This is a genomic window from Streptomyces sp. NPDC107498 (assembly GCF_055582805.1).
Window position 1 is genome coordinate 288964 of the sequence record NZ_JBVJPE010000002.1, and the last position, 19514, is coordinate 308477.

16 protein-coding genes and 1 pseudogene are annotated in these 19514 nt (G+C 72.3%); 16 read left to right on the plus strand and 1 reads right to left on the minus strand.

Annotated features, from left to right (window positions below):
• Window positions 1-100: 100 nt before the first annotated feature.
• From ACZ66Z_RS04555 to ACZ66Z_RS04610, 12 genes and pseudogenes are all read left to right on the plus strand, one after another.
• Entirely contained in the window at window positions 101-1624 is a 1524-nt protein-coding gene (locus tag ACZ66Z_RS04555; RefSeq protein WP_469932511.1) for an FAD-dependent monooxygenase, read from the plus strand.
• A gap of 73 nt (window positions 1625-1697) precedes the next feature.
• On the plus strand, window positions 1698-2756 hold the full coding sequence (locus ACZ66Z_RS04560; protein WP_469932512.1) for a methyltransferase: 1059 nt from the start codon (window positions 1698-1700) through the stop codon (window positions 2754-2756).
• A 323-nt stretch (window positions 2757-3079) separates the two neighbouring features.
• Entirely contained in the window at window positions 3080-4126 is a 1047-nt protein-coding gene (locus ACZ66Z_RS04565; RefSeq protein ID WP_469932513.1) for a methyltransferase, read from the plus strand.
• A gap of 276 nt (window positions 4127-4402) precedes the next feature.
• Entirely contained in the window at window positions 4403-5791 is a 1389-nt protein-coding gene (locus ACZ66Z_RS04570; protein WP_469932514.1) for an FAD-binding oxidoreductase, read from the plus strand.
• A gap of 184 nt (window positions 5792-5975) precedes the next feature.
• Entirely contained in the window at window positions 5976-7136 is a 1161-nt protein-coding gene (locus ACZ66Z_RS04575; RefSeq protein WP_469932515.1) for an acyltransferase family protein, read from the plus strand.
• A gap of 99 nt (window positions 7137-7235) precedes the next feature.
• The gene (locus ACZ66Z_RS04580) at window positions 7236-8303 is read left to right on the plus strand and encodes a glucose-1-phosphate thymidylyltransferase (RefSeq protein WP_469932516.1); all 1068 of its coding nucleotides are present in this window, start codon (window positions 7236-7238) and stop codon (window positions 8301-8303) included.
• Complete coding sequence (rfbB, locus tag ACZ66Z_RS04585; RefSeq protein WP_469932517.1) at window positions 8300-9274, plus strand: dTDP-glucose 4,6-dehydratase; 975 nt, start codon at window positions 8300-8302, stop codon at window positions 9272-9274. The genes ACZ66Z_RS04580 and rfbB overlap by 4 nt, the downstream gene beginning before the upstream one ends.
• Window positions 9275-9284: 10 nt before the next feature.
• On the plus strand, window positions 9285-10301 hold the full coding sequence (locus tag ACZ66Z_RS04590; protein ID WP_469932518.1) for an NAD-dependent epimerase/dehydratase family protein: 1017 nt from the start codon (window positions 9285-9287) through the stop codon (window positions 10299-10301).
• Window positions 10298-11635 carry a lipopolysaccharide biosynthesis protein RfbH gene (gene rfbH, locus ACZ66Z_RS04595; RefSeq protein WP_469932519.1) on the plus strand — a complete coding sequence of 446 codons (1338 nt, stop codon included), beginning with the start codon at window positions 10298-10300 and terminating at the stop codon, window positions 11633-11635. The genes ACZ66Z_RS04590 and rfbH overlap by 4 nt, the downstream gene beginning before the upstream one ends.
• Window positions 11635-13041 carry an NDP-hexose 2,3-dehydratase family protein gene (locus tag ACZ66Z_RS04600; protein WP_469932520.1) on the plus strand — a complete coding sequence of 469 codons (1407 nt, stop codon included), beginning with the start codon at window positions 11635-11637 and terminating at the stop codon, window positions 13039-13041. Before rfbH ends, ACZ66Z_RS04600 begins: the two co-directional genes overlap by 1 nt.
• Window positions 13038-13997 (plus strand): Gfo/Idh/MocA family protein, encoded by a 960-nt coding sequence (locus tag ACZ66Z_RS04605; protein ID WP_469932521.1) that lies wholly within the window; start codon window positions 13038-13040, stop codon window positions 13995-13997. The genes ACZ66Z_RS04600 and ACZ66Z_RS04605 overlap by 4 nt, the downstream gene beginning before the upstream one ends.
• Window positions 13994-14503 (plus strand): annotated as a pseudogene (locus ACZ66Z_RS04610) (4'-phosphopantetheinyl transferase family protein); the annotation flags it as partial. The gene ACZ66Z_RS04605 and the pseudogene ACZ66Z_RS04610, both read left to right, overlap by 4 nt.
• 279 nt (window positions 14504-14782) lie before the next feature.
• Here the strand turns inward: ACZ66Z_RS04610 and ACZ66Z_RS04615 are convergent.
• Window positions 14783-15433 (minus strand): response regulator transcription factor, encoded by a 651-nt coding sequence (locus ACZ66Z_RS04615; RefSeq protein WP_469932734.1) that lies wholly within the window; start codon window positions 15431-15433, stop codon window positions 14783-14785.
• 417 nt (window positions 15434-15850) lie between these two features.
• On the opposite strand from ACZ66Z_RS04615, the gene ACZ66Z_RS04620 reads away from it, so the two are divergent.
• The 4 genes from ACZ66Z_RS04620 (at window position 15851) to ACZ66Z_RS04635 (ending at window position 19501) form a co-directional block, all read left to right on the plus strand.
• Window positions 15851-16294: a helix-turn-helix domain-containing protein gene (locus tag ACZ66Z_RS04620; RefSeq protein ID WP_469932522.1), complete on the plus strand. Its 444-nt coding sequence runs from the start codon at window positions 15851-15853 to the stop codon at window positions 16292-16294.
• A 428-nt stretch (window positions 16295-16722) separates the two neighbouring features.
• Window positions 16723-17166, plus strand: a complete 444-nt coding sequence (locus ACZ66Z_RS04625; RefSeq protein WP_469932523.1) for a hypothetical protein — start codon at window positions 16723-16725, stop codon at window positions 17164-17166.
• Window positions 17166-18302, plus strand: coding sequence for an MAB_1171c family putative transporter (locus tag ACZ66Z_RS04630; RefSeq protein ID WP_469932524.1), 1137 nt, complete (start codon window positions 17166-17168; stop codon window positions 18300-18302). The genes ACZ66Z_RS04625 and ACZ66Z_RS04630 overlap by 1 nt, the downstream gene beginning before the upstream one ends.
• Window positions 18299-19501 carry an amidohydrolase family protein gene (locus tag ACZ66Z_RS04635; RefSeq protein WP_469932525.1) on the plus strand — a complete coding sequence of 401 codons (1203 nt, stop codon included), beginning with the start codon at window positions 18299-18301 and terminating at the stop codon, window positions 19499-19501. The genes ACZ66Z_RS04630 and ACZ66Z_RS04635 overlap by 4 nt, the downstream gene beginning before the upstream one ends.
• The last annotated feature ends 13 nt before the right edge of the window (window positions 19502-19514 follow it).

Consider the following 19514-nt stretch of genomic DNA (forward strand, 5'->3'; position numbering starts at 1 on the left):
GCCGCGGGCGATCGGCGGCCTCCCCCACCCCACCACGGTCGCAGAGCCGCGGACCCCGGCGCCTGGCCGCGGGCCGACGGCGGAACGAGAGAGGTTTCCTGTGGCGGATGTGATCATCGCCGGTGCCGGCCCGACCGGACTGATGCTCGCCTGCGAGCTGCGGCTCGCGGGCATCGACGTACTGGTACTGGAACGGCTCGCGGAACGGAACGGCGAGTCACGGGCCGGTGGCCTCCACGCCCGGAGCGTCGAGCTCCTCGACCAGCGCGGCATCGCCGACCGGTTCCTCGCGGCCGGCCGGACGGGGCCGCTCGCGCACTTCTCCTTCATCCCCCTCGACATAACGAGCCTCCCGACGAGGCATCCGTACGCCCTCGCCCTCCACCAGTCCCGGGTCGAGCAGCTCCTGGAGGAGCGCGCGAACGAGCTGGGCGTGCGGCTGCGCCGCTCCGCCGAGGTCGTCGGGCTGCACCAGGACGGGACCGGCGTCGAGGTCCGGATCGCCGGGGCCGACGGCCCCGAACTCCTGCGGGCCGACTACCTGGTGGGCTGCGACGGCGGCCGCAGCGCGGTGCGCAGGCTGGCCGGCATCGACTACCCCGGCACACCGGCGACGGTGACCGCCCTGCTCGGCGACGTCGTGCTCGCCGAGCCGCCCGCCGGGATCGTCTTCGGTCCCGAGGGCCGACGGGAGCACGGCTCCTTCATGATCTTCGACTCCGACCTTCCCGGCGTCCACCGGGTGATCACCATGGAGTTCGACAAGGTCACGAGCCGGGACGCCCCGGTGACCCTGGAGACGCTCCGCCAGGCGTGCCTCAGGATCGCCGGCACGGACTTCGGCATGCACAGCCCGCACTGGCTCAGCAGCTTCAGCGACGCCGCCCGGCAGGCCGACAGGTACCGCGAGGGACGGGTCCTGCTCGCCGGAGACGCCGCGCACATCCATTTCCCCTCCAGCGGGCAGGGCATGAACCTGGGCCTCCAGGACGCCGTCAACCTGGGCTGGAAGCTCGCCGCCGTCGTCCGCGGGCAGGCCCCCGAGGAGCTGCTCGACAGCTACCACGCCGAACGGCACCGGGCCACCGGGCGCATGCTCGTCAACATCCGCGCGCAGACCGCCCTGTGGCGCCCGGACGCCCAGACGGAAGCGCTCCGGGAGGTGTTCGGCGCCCTCGTCGGGTCCGAGGACGTCAACCGGCGCCTGGGCGGGGCCTGTACGCAGCTCGACGTCCACTACGCGGTGGGCGACGGCCATCCCGCCCTCGGCCGCCGGATGCCCGACCTCGACATCAAGACGCCCACCGGGCGGACGCGCGTCTTCGAGCTGATGCACTCCGGACGCCCCGTCCTGCTCGACCTCACCGGCCGGCCCGGCCTCCGCACCGCCCTCGACGGCTGGACGGACCGGGTGGACCTCGCCGAGGCGGAGTGCCCGGACGGGCGGTGGACGTATCCGGTGATCGGCGACGTCCCGGCCCCCCGTGCCGTACTGATCCGCCCCGACGGCCACGTCGTCTGGACGGCACCCCCCGCGCCCGCCACCGGCACCGACACCGACCTCGGCACCGCGGCCCTCAGGTCCGCGCTCACCCGGTGGTTCGGCCCCGCCCACAGCGGCTGAGCCACCGCCGCACCCGTGCCGCGCAGCACGCCCTGACAGCACCTCACACCGGCCCCGTCGATCGGAGAAGCACATGTCCCAGGACGAACCGAAGTCCCCCACCGCCGTCGCCGGGCTCCCCCCGGAGTTCGCCACCTTGATGCGGCTCGCCGACCTGGTCACCCCCATGGCCCTGCGGGTGGCCGCGAACCTCCGGCTCGTCGACCACATCCAGGACGGCCTCGACGACCTCGACGCGCTCGCGAAGGCCACCGACTCCCACCGGGAGACGCTGGGAAGGGTGATCCGGCACCTGGTCGCCGTCGAGGTGCTGACGGAGACCGCACCGGGCCGCTACGCACCCACCGCCCTCGGCGAACTGCTCGCCCACGGCCACCCCGTGTCCCAGGCGGGCTGGCTGGATCCGACGCACATGATCGGACGGGCGGACCTCTCGCTCGTCCACCTCTTCGACGCCGTCCGCGACGGCGGCTCCGTCTACGGGAAGCGGTACGGCACCGAGTTCTGGGACGACGTCTCGGGCGACGCGTTCCTCGGCGCCACCTTCTACGACCTGATGGCCCACGGCCAGCAGCGCATCTTCGGCGAGGCGGTCGAGCGGTACGACTGGTCCGGCGTGCGCCGTCTCCTCGACGTGGGCGGCGCCGACGGCGATCTGATCGCCGCCGTGCTCGCGAAGGAGCCCGGGATCAGTGCCACCCTGCTGGAGCTCCCCGGCCCGGCGGCCCGGGCGCGGGCGAAGTTCGAGGAGACCGGTCTGGCCGGCAAGGTCACCGTCGTCGACGGCAGCTTCTTCGACCCGCTGCCGGTGACGGCCGACCTGATCACGCTGTCGTTCGTCCTGCACAACTGGTCCGACGACGACGCCGTACGCATCCTGCGCCACTGCGCGGAGGCGCTGGAGCCGGGCGGTTCCGTACTGCTCGTCGAGTGCGCCGACCAGTCGCCCGCCAAGCCGGACCCGGGCTTCACCAGCGGCGACATCCGGATGATGGCCTACTTCGGGGGGCGCGAGCGCACCTACGCCCAGTGGCGGGAACTCGCGGTCGCCGCGGGCATGAGGATCGACTCGGTGTCCGAGACCCTCGCCTACGGCGCGCGTCTGCTCACCCTCGTGAAGTCGACCGCCTGAGTGCGCGCCGCGACGAATCCTTCGTGAATTCCCGGGCGCCCGGGGAACCGGGTCCGAAGCGCGAGAAAGCGGTCGGTCGGTCCAGAAAGAGCGGGGGAATAACTTCTGTCGATCGCGTGAATCCCCGCGGGTGGAGAAAACTCCAGCCGTGGCCGAATGTGATCGGACGCCTCATCCAGGATTTGACAGAAAAAGGTGTGGGCGGCACAGTCCGGGCGCCCACAACCGAAAGGGGGACGACTCCTGCGGAGTTCGTCCCGGATCGGCCGACCGGACCGGCAGCACAGCGCAGAGGACGCACAGCCAGCGGAAGGGGAAGCACTGTGGCGCACGACGAGGTCCGGGCGGCCGCACCGGAGGACCGCGGATACGTCGTTCAACTCATGTTCGGCAGCCTGGCGGCGCACGCCGTGCGCGCGGCCATCGACCTGAGGATCGTCGAGCTGATCGGCGACGGGCGGAGGACCGCCGCCGACCTGGCCGAGGGGGCCGGCACGGCACCGCAGCCCACCCTGCGGCTGCTCCGCGCCCTGGCGGGCCTGCGCCTCCTCGAGGAGTCCGCGCCGGGCACCTTCTCGGTGACCCCCGCGGGTGCCCTCCTCGACCCGGGGCGGCCTGGCTCCATGGCCTCGCTGGTCACCTCCTCCGGATTCATGGAGCAGCTCATGCGACCCGGCTGGGAGTACCTGGCGGACAGCGTCCGCACCGGCGACACCTCGTTCGAGAAGGCCTTCGGCAAGGACTTCTTCAGCTACCTCAAGGACCACCCGGAACGCTCCGCCGGCTTCAACGAGGCGATGAGCCGGGCGACCCGGGCCACCGCCGAAGTGCTCCCGGGCGCCTTCGACTTCGGACGCTTCGGCACGGTCGCCGACGTCGGGGGCGGCGACGGCACCCTGCTCGCCGGCGTCCTGCGGGCGCACCCCTCCCTCACCGGTGTCCTCTACGACACGGCGGAGGGCCTGGCCCAGGCCCCGGAGACGCTGCGGCGCGAGGGCCTGACGGAACGCTGCTCCCCGGTGCCGGGCGACTTCTTCACGTCGGTTCCCGCGGGCGCCGACGTCTACCTGATCAAGAGCATCCTGCACGACTGGCCGGACGACCGGTGCGTCACGATCCTCGGCCACATCCGCGAGGTGCTTCCGGCCGACGGGCGCGTCCTGATCGTGGAGCCCGTCCTGTCCGACGTGGTCGACCCCCACGCCGTCGGGCTCTACCTCGGCGATCTCAACATGCTGGTGAACTGGGGCGGCCGGGAGCGCAGCCGCGCGGAGTTCGACGACGTGTGCCACCGGGCGGGGCTCGAGATCGTGTCGGTGACGCCCCTCGGCGGCCCCGGCTTCCACCTCATCGAGGCCAGGGCGATCTGAATACGGCGTTTCATTCGGAGCGCTTCCCCGGCCGGAAGCGCTCCGTGACGCGTCGGCCGGGCGAGCCGTAAAGGGTTCCTCCGCACGCGCGGAATCCACCGGGACCACGCATGTCCGCCCGCCGGAAATGGACAATCCGATGCCGGGCGAGTTCGAACGGGCCTTTCCTCCGGGGTTTGACACCGAAAACGATCAGGTGGCAGGGTCGACACGTCCGCGGAATCCCGAGGAAGGGATGCGCGAATCAACCGACGACGTACATCAAGGAGCCAGCCTGTGACAGCACCCCTCGGCCGCATTCCCCTTTCGATCGGTGACCTCACCGATGAGCAGTACGGACAGGTCATCAGGCCTGGTGGTGCCGAGTACGAAACAGCACGTGCCGTGTACGCGGGCGACGTCGACCGCAGGCCCGCCGTCATCCTGCGCCCCACGAACCCCGACCAGGTCGCGGCCGTCGTGGCGCTGGCGCGGGAGACCGGCCTCGCGTTAGCGGTCCGCAGCGGCGGACACAGCCCCGCCGGGCACAGCGTCTGCGAAGGGGGCATCGTCCTCGACCTGTCCCTCATGCGGGCGGTGGAGATCGACGTCGAGGCCAGGACGGCCTGGGCCGAGGCCGGCATCACCACGGGCGAGTACACCGTGGCCGCCGCCGAGCACGGGCTCGCGACCGGCTTCGGCGACGGCTCCCTGGTCGGCGTCGGGGGCATCACGCTGGGCGGCGGCATCGGCTACCTGTCCCGCAAGTACGGCATGACCGTCGACGACGTCCTCGCCGCGGAGATCGTCACCGCCGACGGGGAGCTGCTGCTCGTGGACGAGCACGACCACCCCGACCTGTTCTGGGCCCTGCGCGGCGGCGGCGGCAACTTCGGGGTGGTCACCCGCTTCAAGTTCCGCCTGCACCGGCTCGACGGCGTGTACGGCGGCATGATGGTGCTGCCGGTGACGCCCGAGATCCTGGAGGCCTTCGTCGCCGAGGCCGAGGCCGCCCCCGACGAGCTCTCCACGATCGTGAATGTGTGGACGGCGCCGCCGTTCCCGTTCGTGCCCGAGGAGTACCACGGCCGCCCGATCATCCTCGCGATGCTGTGCTACGCCGGCCCCGCCGAGGAGGGCGAGAAGGTCATCGGCCGGTTCCGGGCCATCGCCCCGCCGTTGGCCGACATGGTGCAGGCCATGCCGTACCCCGGGATGTTCCCGCCGGCGGACCCCCTGGAGCACCCCATCACCGTGTCGCGCACCATCTTCATCGACCGGGTCGACCGTTCCACCGCCGAGACCGTCCTGGAGCACGTCACCGCCTCCAGCGCCATGGTCGCCGGGGCGCAGCTGCGCGTTCTGGGCGGGGCCATCGCGCGGGTCCCCTCCGAGGCCACGGCCTTCGCCCACCGGCAGAGCCGGATCATGGCCCACCTCTCCGCCGTCTACGCCGACCCGGCCGAGGCCGACCTGCACGCGGGCTGGGTCGAGGAGTTCACGGCCGCCATGCGGCAGTCCGACACCGGCGCCTACGTCAACTTCATCATGGACGTGGACCAGGAGCAGATCCGGGACGCGGTCTTCCCGGGCGCCACGGGGGAACGGCTCGCCCAGGTCAAGGCGAAGTACGACCCGACCAACCTGTTCCGCTCCAACCACAACATCCTGCCCGCGACCTCGTGACTCCCGTCGCGGGCTGACGCCTCGGAGCGTCGCTCCGAACCGTCCCAGGGGACGCCGTTCTTCGGCGTCCCCTTTGCGTTTTCCCGAGCCGCGCACCCCCTCACCTCCTTGGAGACCCGTCCATGACACAGGAACCGACGGCCGTGGCACCCGCCCCGGCACCGACCGCGGGGTCGAGACCGCGGTGACCTCCCTCGACAGCGCGGGGACCCGCGAGCGGGGGACGGCCCTCCAGGAGGCGGCGGCGCCCGCGGGAGGGCGCCGCGCCAGACTCGACTCCCTGACCGGGCTGCGCTTCTTCGCGGCCCTCTCGGTCTTCGTGAGCCACTCCTCCAGCCCGGTCTTCCCCAGCTTCGCCGACCCGCGCCTCCAAGCCGGCTTCAACACCGCGGCCGGCGCCCTGGGCGGCCTCGGCGTCAGCTTCTTCTTCATCCTCAGCGGCTTCGTCCTCACCTGGTCCGCACGGGCCCACGAGCGCACCGGAGCGTTCTACCGCCGCAGGTTCGTCAAGATCCTGCCGCTGTACTACGTGGTGGGCGCCGCCGCGGCCGTGCTGCTGTGGGGCACGGGCACCCGCCCGCAGGACCTGCTCGCCTACGCCGGCCTCGTCCAGGTGTGGCCGCCGGACCCGCGGATCAACTTCGCCGTCCTCGCGCCGGGCTGGTCCCTGGCCGTGGAGGCGGTGTTCTACCTGGTGTTCCCCTTCGTCATCGGGAGGTTCCGCCGCCTGGGGCACCGCGCGCTCTGGACGGGCTTCGCCCTCTGCGCGGCGGCCGCCTTCCTCGTACCGGTGCTCGCCTACACCCTGCCCGCCGCGCGGCTCGTCGGCGAGTCGCACGCGGCCGGCTTCCCGATGTGGTTCGCCTACGTCTTCCCGCTGGGACGCCTCTGCGACTTCTTCATCGGCATCTTCGCCGCGCTCCTCGTCGCCGGCCACCGCTTCCCCCGGGTCAGCCTGCCGTGGGTGCTGCTCTCCTTCGTCCCCTGCTACGTCGTGGCCGGCCAGACCCCGATGCTCTTCGGCTGGCGGGCCCCCCTGCTGCTCCCCAGCGTGCTGCTCGTCGTCGCCGCCGCGCAGCGGGACGTCTCGCGCCGGCCGACGTCACTGTCCTCGCGCCCGATGGTGCTGCTCGGCAACGCCTCGTTCGCCTTCTACCTCTGCCACTACCTGGTGCTCCACACCCTGGACATCACCGTGCTGCACGGCCCGTTCGACTCGACGGCCGCGGTGAGCGGCTACCTCGCCTCGGCCCTCGCCGTCTCCCTCGCCCTGGCATGGCTGCTGTACCGGTACGTGGAGCTGCCGATCGTCCGACGCTTCGGTACGTCCGACCCACGGCCGTGACCCCGTCGGCACGTCCGGCGCCGCGCCCGGCCGGGGCGGACGGTGACCACCGCGCGCCCGGACGGCCGGCACGAACACGCGAACCGAAAGGACCTCCCGATGAAGGCTCTGGTGCTCGCAGGCGGATCCGGCACCCGTCTGCGGCCGTTCAGTTACTCGATGCCCAAGCAGCTCATCCCCGTCGCGAACACACCCGTCCTCGTGCACGTGCTGCGGGGCGTCCGCGACCTGGGGGTGACCGAGGTCGGCGTCGTCGTCGGCACCCGCGGCCCCGAGATCGAGGCCGTCCTCGGCGACGGCTCCCCGTTCGGCCTGCGGCTCACCTACATCCCCCAGGACGCGCCCCGGGGCCTGGCCCACACCGTGTCCGTCGCCCGCGACTTCCTCGGCGACGACGACTTCGTGATGTACCTGGGCGACAACATGCTGCCCGACGGCGTCGCCGACGTCGCCGAGGAGTTCGCCGCGCACCGGCCGGCCGCTCAGGTCGTCGTGGCCGAGGTTCCCGACCCCCGTTCCTTCGGAGTCGCCGAACTCGGCCCCGACGGCGAGGTGTTGAGCCTGGTCGAGAAGCCGTCGGAGCCCCGCAGCGACCTGGCGTTGATCGGCGTGTACTTCTTCACGCCCGCCGTCCACGAGGCCGTCGAGGCCATCGAGCCCAGCGCCCGCGGCGAACTGGAGATCACCGACGCCGTGCAGTGGCTGGTCGCCTCCGGCGCGGACGTCCGGGCCAGCCGCTACGACGGCTACTGGAAGGACACCGGAGCGGTGGAGGACGTCCTGGAGTGCAACAGCCACCTCCTCGACGGCCTGAGCCGGCGCGTCGACGGTCACGTCGACGCCACCAGCGTCCTCGTCGGCCAGGTCGTGGTCGAGGCGGGGGCGCGCGTCCTGCGGTCCCGCATCGAGGGCCCGGCGATCATCGGCGCCGACACCCTGGTCGAGGACAGCCACATCGGCCCGTACACCTCGATCGGCCGGGACTGCCGGGTGAGCGACAGCCGGCTGGAGGGCTCCATCGCCCTCGACGAGGCGTCCGTCACCGGGGTGCACGGCCTGCGCGACTCGTTGATCGGGCGCGCCGCCTCCGTCGGCACCACGGGCCCCGGCACGGACCGGCACTGCCTGGTCGTCGGGGACCACACCCGGGTGGAGGTCGCGGCATGAGGATCCTCGTCACCGGAGCGGCCGGCTTCATCGGCTCGCACTTCGTCCGCGAGCTGCTGGCCGACGCGTACCCCGGCTGGGCCGGTGCCCGCGTCACCGCCCTGGACAAGCTGACCTACGCGGGCAACCGGGACAACCTGCCCGCCTCGCACGACCGGCTCGAGTTCGTCCACGGCGACGTCTGCGACCGCGGCCTCGTGCGCGCGCTCGTGCCCGGTCACGACGCCGTGGTCCACTTCGCCGCCGAGACCCACGTCGACCGCTCCCTGGAGGGTGCCGGCGAGTTCTTCCGCACGAACGTCCTCGGCACCCAGACCCTCCTGGACGCCGTGCTGGAGAGCGGCGTGGAGCGGGTCGTCCACGTCTCCACGGACGAGGTGTACGGCTCCATCGAGGAGGGCTCCTGGACCGAGGAGTGGCCCCTCGCGCCCAACTCCCCGTACGCCGCCTCCAAGGCCGGTTCGGACCTGGTCGCCCGGACGTACTGGCGCACCCACGGCGTGGACCTGTCCATCACCCGCTGCTCCAACAACTACGGGCCGTACCAGCATCCCGAGAAGGTCATCCCCCGGTTCGTCACGGACCTGCTGGAAGGACGTCGCGTCCCGCTCTACGGGGACGGGCTCAACATCCGCGAATGGCTCCACGTGGCGGACCACTGCAGGGGCGTGGCCCTGGTGCTCAACGACGGGCAGCCCGGCGAGATCTACAACATCGGCGGCGGCAACGAGTACACGAACCGCGCCCTGGCCGAGAGGCTCCTCGAACTGACCGGCACGACCCGGGACATGATCCGCCGGGTCCCCGACCGCAAGGCCCACGACCTGCGGTACTCGATCGACGAGTCCAAGATCCGCGAGCAGCTCGGTTACGCCCCTCTGATCGGCTTCGAGGAGGGCCTGGCCGAGACGGTCTCCTGGTACCGCGACAACCCCGACTGGTGGAAAGCCGTCAAGCACGGTGCGGCCTGACGCCCGTCCGGTGGCCGGGCTCCCGGTCCTCGTCGTGGGCGGCACCGGATTCCTGGGGCGCCACGTCTGCGAGGCCTTCGCCGCCCTCGGCGCCCGGGTCCACTCCGTGTCCGGCACCGGCGCGCACGACCCCGCGAGGGACCGCGCGCCGCTCCGTCTGGACCTGCTGACGGCGGAGCCGGAGGAGATCGCCGGGCTCCTGGACTCGACCGGCGCCGACGTGGTGATCAACGCCGCCGGCCGGGCCTGGGGGGCGGACGAGCGGCAGATGGCCGCGGGCAACGTCCACCTGGTCGAGCGCCTCGTCACGGCCCTCGCCCGGCCGTCCCGTCCACCGGTGCGGCTCGTCCATCTCGGCAGCGTCCACGAGTACGGGGCGGGTGCGCCGGACGCCGCCACCGACGAGGACCACGAACCCGCCCCCGTCACCGCCTACGGCCGCACCAAGCTCCTGGGCACCCGTGCCGTCCTGCGCGCCGCGTCGGAGCGGGGCGTCGACGGCGTCGTGCTCCGGCTGGCCAACGTGATCGGTGCCGGGGCACCGGAAGGCAGCCTCCTCGGCCGGGTCGCGGCCCATCTCGGGGAGGCCTCCCGTGCCGTCGCCCGCGGCGGGGAGGCCGCCGAACTGCGGCTCCCGCCCCTGTGCGCCGCCCGCGACCTGGTGGACGCGGGCGACGCCGTGGCCGCGGTGCTGGCCGCGGCCACGGCACCGGCAGCGGTCGTCACGGGCGCGCTGATCAACGTGGGCAGCGGCAGGGCGGTCCCGATGTCCGAACCGGTCCACCGCCTGGTCGCGCTCAGCGGCCTGGACGTCCCGGTCTCCGTGGATCCCGAGGGGCCGCCCGCGCGCACCGACGTCGCCCGGCAACGGCTGGACGTCACCCGCGCCGAACGGCTCCTCGGCTGGCGGCCCCGCCGGCACCTCGACGACTCCCTGCGCGACCTGCTCGCGCCCCTGCTACCGCCGGGACACCCACCGCTCGGCTCGGTGGCCCGCGCACCGGACATGGAAGAGGAAGCACCGTGAGCGACCACAAGGAACGGATACTCGACGAGGTCCGCAAGTACCACCAGGAAGCCTCCCCGCAGAGGGAGTTCGTCCCCGGAACCACGGAGATCTGGCCGTCCGGCGCGGTGCTGGACGAGACGGACCGGGCGGCCCTGGTGGAGGCCGCACTGGACATGCGCATCGCCGCGGGCCACAGCGCCCGCAGGTTCGAGACGGCCTTCGCCCGGCGGCTCAAGCGCCGCAAGGCCCACCTCACCAACTCCGGCTCCTCGGCGAACCTGCTCGCCGTGTCGGCCCTCACCTCGCACGTCCTGGAGGACAGGCGGCTGAAGCCGGGCGACGAGGTGATCACCGTCGCGGCCGGCTTCCCGACGACCGTCAACCCGATCCTGCAGAACGGGCTCGTCCCGGTCTTCGTGGACGTGGACCTCGCCACCTGCAACACGACGGCCGACCGGGTGGCGGCCGCGATCGGCCCGCGCACCCGGGCGATCGTCATCGCGCACGCACTCGGCAACCCCTTCCCGGTCGCCGAGATCGCGCAACTCGCCGCGGAGCACGACCTGTTCCTCATCGAGGACAACTGCGACGCGGTCGGCGCGCTCTACGACGGACAGCTCACCGGCACCTTCGGCGACATGACCACCGTCAGCTTCTACCCCGCGCACCACCTCACCATGGGAGAGGGCGGCTGCGTCCTGACCTCCCACCTCGGCCTCGCCAGGATCGTGGAGTCGCTGCGCGACTGGGGCCGGGACTGCTGGTGCGAGCCCGGCGAGAACGACAAGTGCCTCAAGCGCTTCGCGTACCAGATGGGCACCCTGCCCGCCGGGTACGACCACAAGTACATCTTCTCCCACGTCGGTTACAACCTGAAGGCGACCGACATCCAGGCCGCCCTGGGACTGACCCAGCTGGCCAGGCTGGACGACTTCGTCGCGGCCAGGAAGCGCAACTGGCGGCGGCTGCGGGACGGTCTGGAGGGCGTACCGGGACTGCTCCTCCCCGAGGCCACCCCCCGGTCCGACCCGAGCTGGTTCGGCTTCGTGATCACGGTGCGCCCCGAGGCGCCGTTCAGCCGCGCCGAGCTGGTGGCCTTCCTGGAGGGGAGGAAGATCGGCACCCGCCGGCTCTTCGCCGGCAACCTGACCCGGCACCCCGCCTACATCGGCCGACCGCACCGGATCGTGGGCGAGCTCACGAACAGCGACGTCATCACCGACCACACCTTCTGGATCGGCGTCTACCCGGGGCTCACCGACGAGATGCTCGACTACGTCGTCGCCTCGGTCAAGGAGTTCGTGGCCGCTCGCGGCCGCGGTCCGGCGCACCGGCCCCGGGGAGCCCTCTGATGTCCTCGCCGTCCCCTCTTTCCTCCCTCGGGCCGCGTGAGGACGTGCTCCTCCCCTCGCGCGTCGCGCGTTCCGCCGCGACCGCGGAAGGCGCCCTGCTCCGCACCGAGGACTTCACCCCCTGGCTGGCCGAACGGGGCCGCGCCAACGACTTCCGCGTCGACCGCATCCCGTTCGCGGAACTGGACGGCTGGTCGTTCGACGGGCGCACCGGGAACCTCGCGCACCGCAGCGGCCGCTTCTTCACCGTCGAAGGTCTGCACGTCACGGAAGAGGCCGGCCCCTACGGGGACGGCCCGTACGCCGACTGGTACCAACCCGTCATCACCCAGCCCGAAGTGGGCATCCTCGGCATCCTCGCCAAGGAGTTCGACGGCGTCCTGCACTTCCTCATGCAGGCCAAGATGGAGCCCGGCAACCCCCGCCTGCTCCAGCTCTCGCCCACCGTCCAGGCCACCCGCAGCAACTACACCAGGGCCCACGAGGGAGCGGGCGTGAAGTACATCGAGTACTTCACCGGCCCGCTCCGCGGCCGCGTCATCGCCGACGTGCTGCAGTCCGAGCACGGTTCGTGGTTCTACCGCAAGTCCAACCGCAACATGCTCGTGGAGGTCACCGGCGACGTGCCGCTGCTCGACGACTTCTGCTGGCTCACCCTCGGCCAGATCGCCGAACTGCTCCACCGGGACAACGTCGTCAACATGGACGCGCGCACGGTCCTGTCCTGTCTGCCCCACCCGGACACCGGACGGAAAGCGCTGCTCGGCGACATCGAGCTGCTCTCCTGGATCACCGGGGAACGCTCCCGGCACCACGTGCGGGCCGAGCGCGTCCCCCTCGTGGACGTCCCCCGCTGGAAGCGCGGCGAGAGCGCCGTGGAGCACGAGGACGGCCGCTACTTCCGGGTGGTGGCCGTGTCCGTACGAGCCGCCAACCGCGAGGTCACGAGCTGGACCCAGCCCCTCTTCGAGCCGGTGGGCCGGGGCGTCACGGCCTTCCTCACCCGTGCGTTCGACGGCGTCCCGCACGTCCTCGTCCACGCCCGCGTCGAGGGCGGCTTCCTCGACACCGTCGAACTGGGCCCCACCGTGCAGTACACCCCGGACAACTACGCCCACCTCGCCGGACCGGACCGGCCGCCCTTCCTCGACGCGGTGCTGCGGGCACCGGCGCACCGCATCCGCTACGAGGCCGTCCACGCGGAGGAGGGCGGGCGCTTCCTCAACGCCGAGAGCCGGTATCTGATCGTGGACGCGGACGAGGCCGACGCGCCGCAGGACCCACCGCCGGGCTACGCCTGGGTCACACCGGCCCAGCTCACGTCCCTGGTCCGGCACGGCCACTACGTCAACGTCCAGGGCCGCACGCTGCTGGCGTGCCTCCACGCGACGGGGCCCCTCCGATGAGCGGACCGGTGCGCATCGGGGTGATCGGCTGTGCCGACATCGCGGTGCGCCGGATGCTCCCCGCCTTCGCGGCCTCCCCGCACACCGAGGTCGTCGCGGTCGCCAGCCGCTCCGCGCGGAAGGCGGAGCGGGTCGCGGAGCGCTACGGCGCCCGCGCGGTGCGGGGCTATGCCGCTCTGCTCGACCTCGCGGAGGTGGACGCCGTCTACGTGCCGCTGCCCGCCTCCCTGCACGACCCGTGGGCCGAGGCCGCCCTCCGCGCCGGCAAGCACGTGCTCGCCGAGAAGCCCCTCGCGGCCGACGCCGCCCGGACCGGGCACCTCTTCGACCTGGCCCGGGGCCGCGGGCTCGCGCTGATGGAGAACGTCATGTTCGTCCACCACCCGCGGCACGAGACCGTACGGCGCCTGCTCGCCGACGGAGCCGTCGGCGAACTCCGCTCCCTGCACGCGGCGTTCAGCGTCCCGGCCCTGCCGGACTCCGACATCCGCCACCGCCCCGAGCTCGGCGGCGGCGCGCTCGCGGACGTCGGCCTGTACCCGCTGCGCGCGGCCCTCCACCTCCTGGGGCCCGCCCTGGAGGTCGTCGGGGCCGTGCTCGCCCGGGGGCGCGGCCGCGAGGTCGAGACCTCGGGCGCCGCGCTCCTGCGCACGCCCGGGGGGACCACGGCCCACGTCGCCTTCGGCATCGAGCACGCCTACCTCTCCCGGTACGAACTGTGGGGAAGCGAGGGCCGGATCACGGTGGACCGCGCGTTCACCCCGCCGGCGGACCTCGTCCCCGTGATCGACCTGCACCGGGGCGGGAAGCACGAGGAGGTGCGGCTGGCCCCCCACGACCAGGTGGCCTCCACCGTCGCCGCCTTCGTCGCCTCGGTGCGCGCCGGCGTCGCCCCGTCCGGGGCGACGCTGCGCCAGGCACGCCTGTTGGACGACGTGCGCGACCGGGCCGCATGACCGCCCCGTGGGCCCCGCGGCTCGGGGCCGAACCGCGACCGGGGCCGGGGCGACTGGACCTCTGGCTGTTCGCCGCGCCCGAGACCGCCGGCCGGCACGGCCCCCTCGCGCTGCACGAACTGGACGGGGCCGAGCGCGGCCGCGCGGACGCCTTCCGGCGGCCGGTCGACCGCGAGCGGTACGTGGCCTCCCACATCGCGCTGCGGCGGCTGCTGGCCGCGTACACGGGGACGGCGCCACGGGACGTCGCCTTCGCCCGGGCGGAATGCCCGCGGTGCGGCGCCCCGCACGGCCGCCCGGTGCTGGTCGACTCCGCCGTGCACTTCTCGTTGTCGCACAGCCGGGGTGCCGTCCTCATCGGCGTGGCCTCCGCGCCGGTCGGCGTCGACGTGGAGCGGCTGCCGCGGCCGGAGCGCGTCGACGTGAGCGTCACGGCGCTCCACCCGGGCGAGCGGCGGGAGGTGGAGCGGTGCGCGCCCGGCGACCGGCCGGCCGTGTTCGCCCGGCTGTGGACCCGCAAGGAGGCCTACCTCAAGGGAACGGGCGTCGGGGTCGGCGGCTGGACCTCGGACGTGTACCTGGGCGACGGAGGACCGGACGCCCCTCCGCGGCCCGCCGGCTGGACGGTCGTGGACGTGCCCTGGGGCGGCGGCCACGCCGCCGCCGCCGCGATCCGGGGAGGGCTGCGGCGACGGGTCGTGCGCCGGTTGCCGCCCCGGGCGGTGCTCACCGGGGGAAGCACCCCCGGCCTCCGGCACGACGGCGAGGAGGAGGAAGGGGAACGGTCACCCGGAGGGGACGAAACGGAAGCCGACGCCGCGCACCGTGGTGATCCACCGGCTGGAACCGAGCTTGCTGCGCAGGCTGCTGACGTGCGTGTCGATGGTCCGGCCGGGTTTCGCCCGGGGATCGCTCCACACCTGGGTCATGATCTGTCGGCGCGAGAAGACGCTGCCCGGCCGTGAGGCGAGCAGGGAGAGCAGATCGAATTCCTTGCGCGTCACCCCGATGTGCCGGCCGTCCAGACGGATCTCCCGGGCGCGGTGGTCGATGTGCAGCGGGCCGACCGTGATGACGTCCTCGGGAACGCCCGGCTGCGGCCGCACCCTGCGCATCACGGCCTCCATCCGCGCGGTCAGTTCGGTGAGGCTGCAGGGCTTGGCGACGTAGTCGTCCGCTCCCGCACGCAGGCCGAGGACCCTGTCGAGTTCCGTGTCGCGGGCGGTGACGACGATGATGGCGACGTCACTGACGGCCCGGAGGGTGCGGCACAGCTCCACGCCGTCCAGGTCCGGCAGATCGAGGTCGACGAGGAGCAGATCGGCCTTCCGGTGGTCCCGGAGCGCCTCGGCGCCGGTTCGGAGCCCCTCCGCCGCGTACCCGTGCCGGCGCAGCCCCCGGACGAGGAGGTCGGAGTCGGGGGACTCCCTCGCCACGGCGAGCACGCGGAGGGCCCCGCGATCGGTCCGCCCCCGCGGTCGGGCGGACGCGGTTCCCGCGGACATCTGGTGCGGAACGTGAGGTGCGGCCGTTTTCGTGGACTGGTATTCCATGCCGAGGGGGTCTCCACTTTCGTCCGATGGAACGGAGTTCGAGCAGGCGACTGCACGCACGCGCGGGGCACCGACCTCGCCAGGCCTCCGTCCGGCGCCGGTGCGGCGGCCGAACGACGCTCCGACCCGCAGCACCGCCACTGATGTTTCTTCACAAGTCCGTTACTCACAACACCAGTTCAAGCAGCGGCCACGCTAACTCCGGCACCTCGACCGAGTCAACTGACATTTAACGAACATGGCGCACGTCCGCACGCCAGTCCGGAGGTATGCTGGGGCACCACGGATGGAGGCGTAGCCGTGACCAACCCCGAGGGCAGACCGCCCACTCGCACCCTGGCCGACAAGCTCACCCATCTGTTCAGCCATACGGCGCCTGCCGGCCGGGGCCCGTACACGTCCGAGGAAGTCGCCCGCGCCATCACCGCGGACGGCATCCCCATCTCGGGCAGTTACATCGGCATGCTGCGCAAGGGGCAGCGCGACAACCCGACCGTCCGGCACGTCGAGGGCCTGGCGAAGTTCTTCGGAGTCCCCCCCGCCTACTTCTTCGACGACCAGGTGACCGAGGCCGTCGACACGCAGCTGTCCCTCCTCATGGCCCTGCGGGACGCGGAGGTGCAGCGCGTCGCGCTGCGGACCGCCGGGCTCTCGCGCAAGAGCCTGAAGTCCATCCAGGAAGTGATCGAGCGCGTCCGCGAACTCGAGGGGCTTCCCGAGGAATCACCCGCCGTGGATTCGTGACCCTTCCTTTCGACGGATGATCGACTGGCTCAAACCCCCCTGGTGGAGCCTTGGTCGACGTGTTGAGATGAAGTGCAGTCGATCAGCAGGGAAAGGCGAGTGAATGACACCGGACCAGTGCGCACTCGACATCGCCTCCGTCAATCCGTTCCCTTGACCCGTGTCCCCGCCGCCGTGGAATAGGCCCGTCGGACCCTATTCCCCGGAGCGCCGGCGTCGGAGCCGGTGAGGCACCGCACGGGACGGCGGCGATTCCCCATCACCTCTTCACACCCCCCACATCCCCTCCACTTTCCGCCGCCGTCGTGAGAGCGCATCACGGCTCGGCCGGCGGACCTACAAGCGGAGAGACCGTTTTGAACGAGCGACGCTTACGAAAGCGCTGCAAACGCATCCTCCGGGACCTCGGAGTAAGTCCTCCGCTCCAGGTGCGCGAATTGTGCAGGCTCCTCGGCGACTACCGCGGCCGCCCCGTACACCTCGTCGACTACGCCCTGCCGGTGCCGGGCCCCTTCGGTCTGTGGGTCGCCACGGACACGGCGGATTACATCTTCTACCAGCAGGAAACCAGCCTCGCTCACCAGGACCACATCATCCTGCACGAGGTCGGCCACATTCTCGCCAACCACGTGAGCGACGAATCCGATCCCGCGGTCTGGAAGACCCTCCTCCCCGACCTCTCGTACGGAGCCATCAACAGGGCGCTGCGGCGCACCGCGTACGAAGAGGAACACGAACTCGAGGCCGAGCTGGTCGCCACCATCATCCTGGAGTGGTCGACCGTCCTGGACCAGGTCGTTCCCCGCGCCCCGGAGGACCCCACCCTCGGCGCCCTCAGCTCCGCGCTCAACCCGCGCTGGGGGTGGCTGTGATGTTCCAGATACCGCTGATCGTCATGTTGGGCATCGGTGTGCTGTGGAAGGGCATCGACCTGGCACGTGCCCCCCACAACCGCGTACTGCGCTTCCTCGTCGCCTGCCTCCTGCTGCTGCTCGGAGGCGAGGTCCTCAGCTTTCCGGAGGTCAGCGGCGCCCTCGACGCCGCCTCCGTCGTCGGGTTCGGCAAGATCGCCTTCAACGCGGTCTACATGTCCGGGCTGTGCGCCCTCATCCTGTTCTTCACCCGCGCCGCCCGCAGCACGGACGCGGCGTACCGCCGGCACCTGCGGATCCACACCGGCCTCCTCGCCGTGACCCTGATCTCCCTCACCCTCTCCATGGCCGCCACGCCCGCGGCGCTCCGCGCCCACTCCCTGGGCACCCCGCACATGGCGGAACCGGCCGTCGCCTCCTTCTACGTCGTCGGCAACGCCTACTTCATCTACGCCTTCCTGACCGCCGGCCGGTGGGCGCTCCGCTACGCCCGCAGGGCGGCCCAGCACCTGGGCATCGGCCTGCGGATCACCGCCCTCGGCCTCATCGGGCTGACCGTGTCGTCGGCCGGCCGGATGCTCCTGGTGCTGCTGCGCATCGGCGAGCCCGGGTCGCACGAGGCGTTCAACACGGTCAACTGGTCCCTGTCCGACTGGAGCATGGGGGTCGTCCTCACCGGAATCTGCTACTCGGCCTCCGTCCAGGTCCTCGCCCGTCTGCGCTCGATGTCACGCCACCGGCGCATGTACCACGAGCTCACCCCCCTGTGGACGGCCCTGACCACCGCCTACCCCGAGATCGTCCTGGACCGGGCACCGGCCCGCCGGGGGTGGCGCCGCCAGCGCCGGACGTACGAGCAGCGCTTCTACCGGCGGCTCATCGAATGCCGTGACGGACTGCTGCGCCTGAGCCCCTACCTGGCGCACATCGCGCCCGACGCCGACCTCGCCCACGTCCCCGCCGAGCGACTCGCCGGGTACGTCACCGAGGCGCTGGCCATGGAGTCCGCGGCCGAGGTGCCACCCGCCGAGCTGTCCGCGGTCCGCGTCGCGACCCCGGTCGGAGGCGACGACCTCGACTCCGACGCCCGCGAACTCATCGCCGTCTCCCACGCCCTGCGCGGAAGGAAAACGTGAACAAGCTACTGATCACCGCGGACACCGTGATCGCCGGGCCCGCGAACGAGGTGATCGCCGACGGCGCCGTCCTCGTCGACTCCGGCACCGTCGCCGCGGTGGGCGCCGCCGCCGCGCTGGACGCGACGCTCGATCCCCGTGTGCCCCGGCTGCGCTGCCCCGGCAGCACGGTCGTCCCCGGCATGGTGGACTGTCACGTCCACCTCGCCTTCGACGCGGGCCCGGACATCGTCGGCGCGGTCACCGGCACCGCCCCGGACCGGGCGGCCACCGCCATGGCGGACCGCGCGCTCCGGCTGCTCGCCGCCGGCGTCACCACCGTGCGGGACCTCGGCGACCGGGACGGCCGCACCCTGGCGCTGCGCGCCTCCATCGCCTCCGGATCCGTCGCCGGCCCTCGCGTCCTCGCCGCCACCACCCCTCTGACCTCGCACGGCGGCCACTGCGGCTTCCTGGGCGGCGAAGTGACCACGGACGACGACATCCGGGCCCTCATCGCCCGCAACGCGGCGGCCGGAGCCGACCTGATCAAGGTCATGGCCTCCGGCGGCGCCCTCACCCCCGGCGGCCCGCCCATGTGGGAGCCGCAGTTCTCCCCGGCCCAACTGCGCCTGATCGTCCGGGAAGCGGCACACCACGGGCTGGCCGTCGCCGCCCACGCACACGGCACCGAGACCATCGGCCACTGCGTGGACGCCGGCGTCCGCACCATCGAGCACTGCTCCTGGCGCACCGCCGGGGGCATCACCTACGATCCCGCGATCACGAGCCGCATCGTCGACAACGACGTGGCCGTCTGCCGGTGCGTCTCCGGCGACTGGCGCCTGTTCCTCGAACAGATGGGCCCCGAACGCGCCCAGGCGATGATCGAGTCCATCCAGGAGATGCGGAAGCAGGGCGTTCGCTTCATCGCCGGCACCGACGCCGGTGTGCCAGGAGCCCGGTTCGGCGACTACGTGGGCATGCTCGAGTTCTTCGCCTCCACGGGCTTCGAGAACAGCGAGGTCCTCGACATGGCGACCGTCGATGCCGCCCGGGCCCTCGGCCTCCGGGACACGGGCACCCTGGCCCCGGGCATGCGGGCCGACCTGATCGTCGTCGACGGCGACCCGCTGACCGACCTGGGCGCCCTCCGCCGCGTCCGCCACGTGTTCACGGCGGGCCGCCCCGCGCCCGCCCTCTCGGACACACCGCGCTGAACCGGCCCGCTCC

Coding starts and splice junctions, on each gene's coding strand:
- ACZ66Z_RS04560 (WP_469932512.1), top strand. CDS start 1,698: ATGTCCCAGGACGAACCGAAGTCCCCCACCGCCGTCGCCGGGCTCCCC.
- rfbB (WP_469932517.1), top strand. CDS start 8,300: ATGAGGATCCTCGTCACCGGAGCGGCCGGCTTCATCGGCTCGCACTTC.
- ACZ66Z_RS04600 (WP_469932520.1), top strand. CDS start 11,635: ATGTCCTCGCCGTCCCCTCTTTCCTCCCTCGGGCCGCGTGAGGACGTG.
- ACZ66Z_RS04605 (WP_469932521.1), top strand. CDS start 13,038: ATGAGCGGACCGGTGCGCATCGGGGTGATCGGCTGTGCCGACATCGCG.
- ACZ66Z_RS04630 (WP_469932524.1), top strand. CDS start 17,166: ATGTTCCAGATACCGCTGATCGTCATGTTGGGCATCGGTGTGCTGTGG.
- ACZ66Z_RS04580 (WP_469932516.1), top strand. CDS start 7,236: ATGAAGGCTCTGGTGCTCGCAGGCGGATCCGGCACCCGTCTGCGGCCG.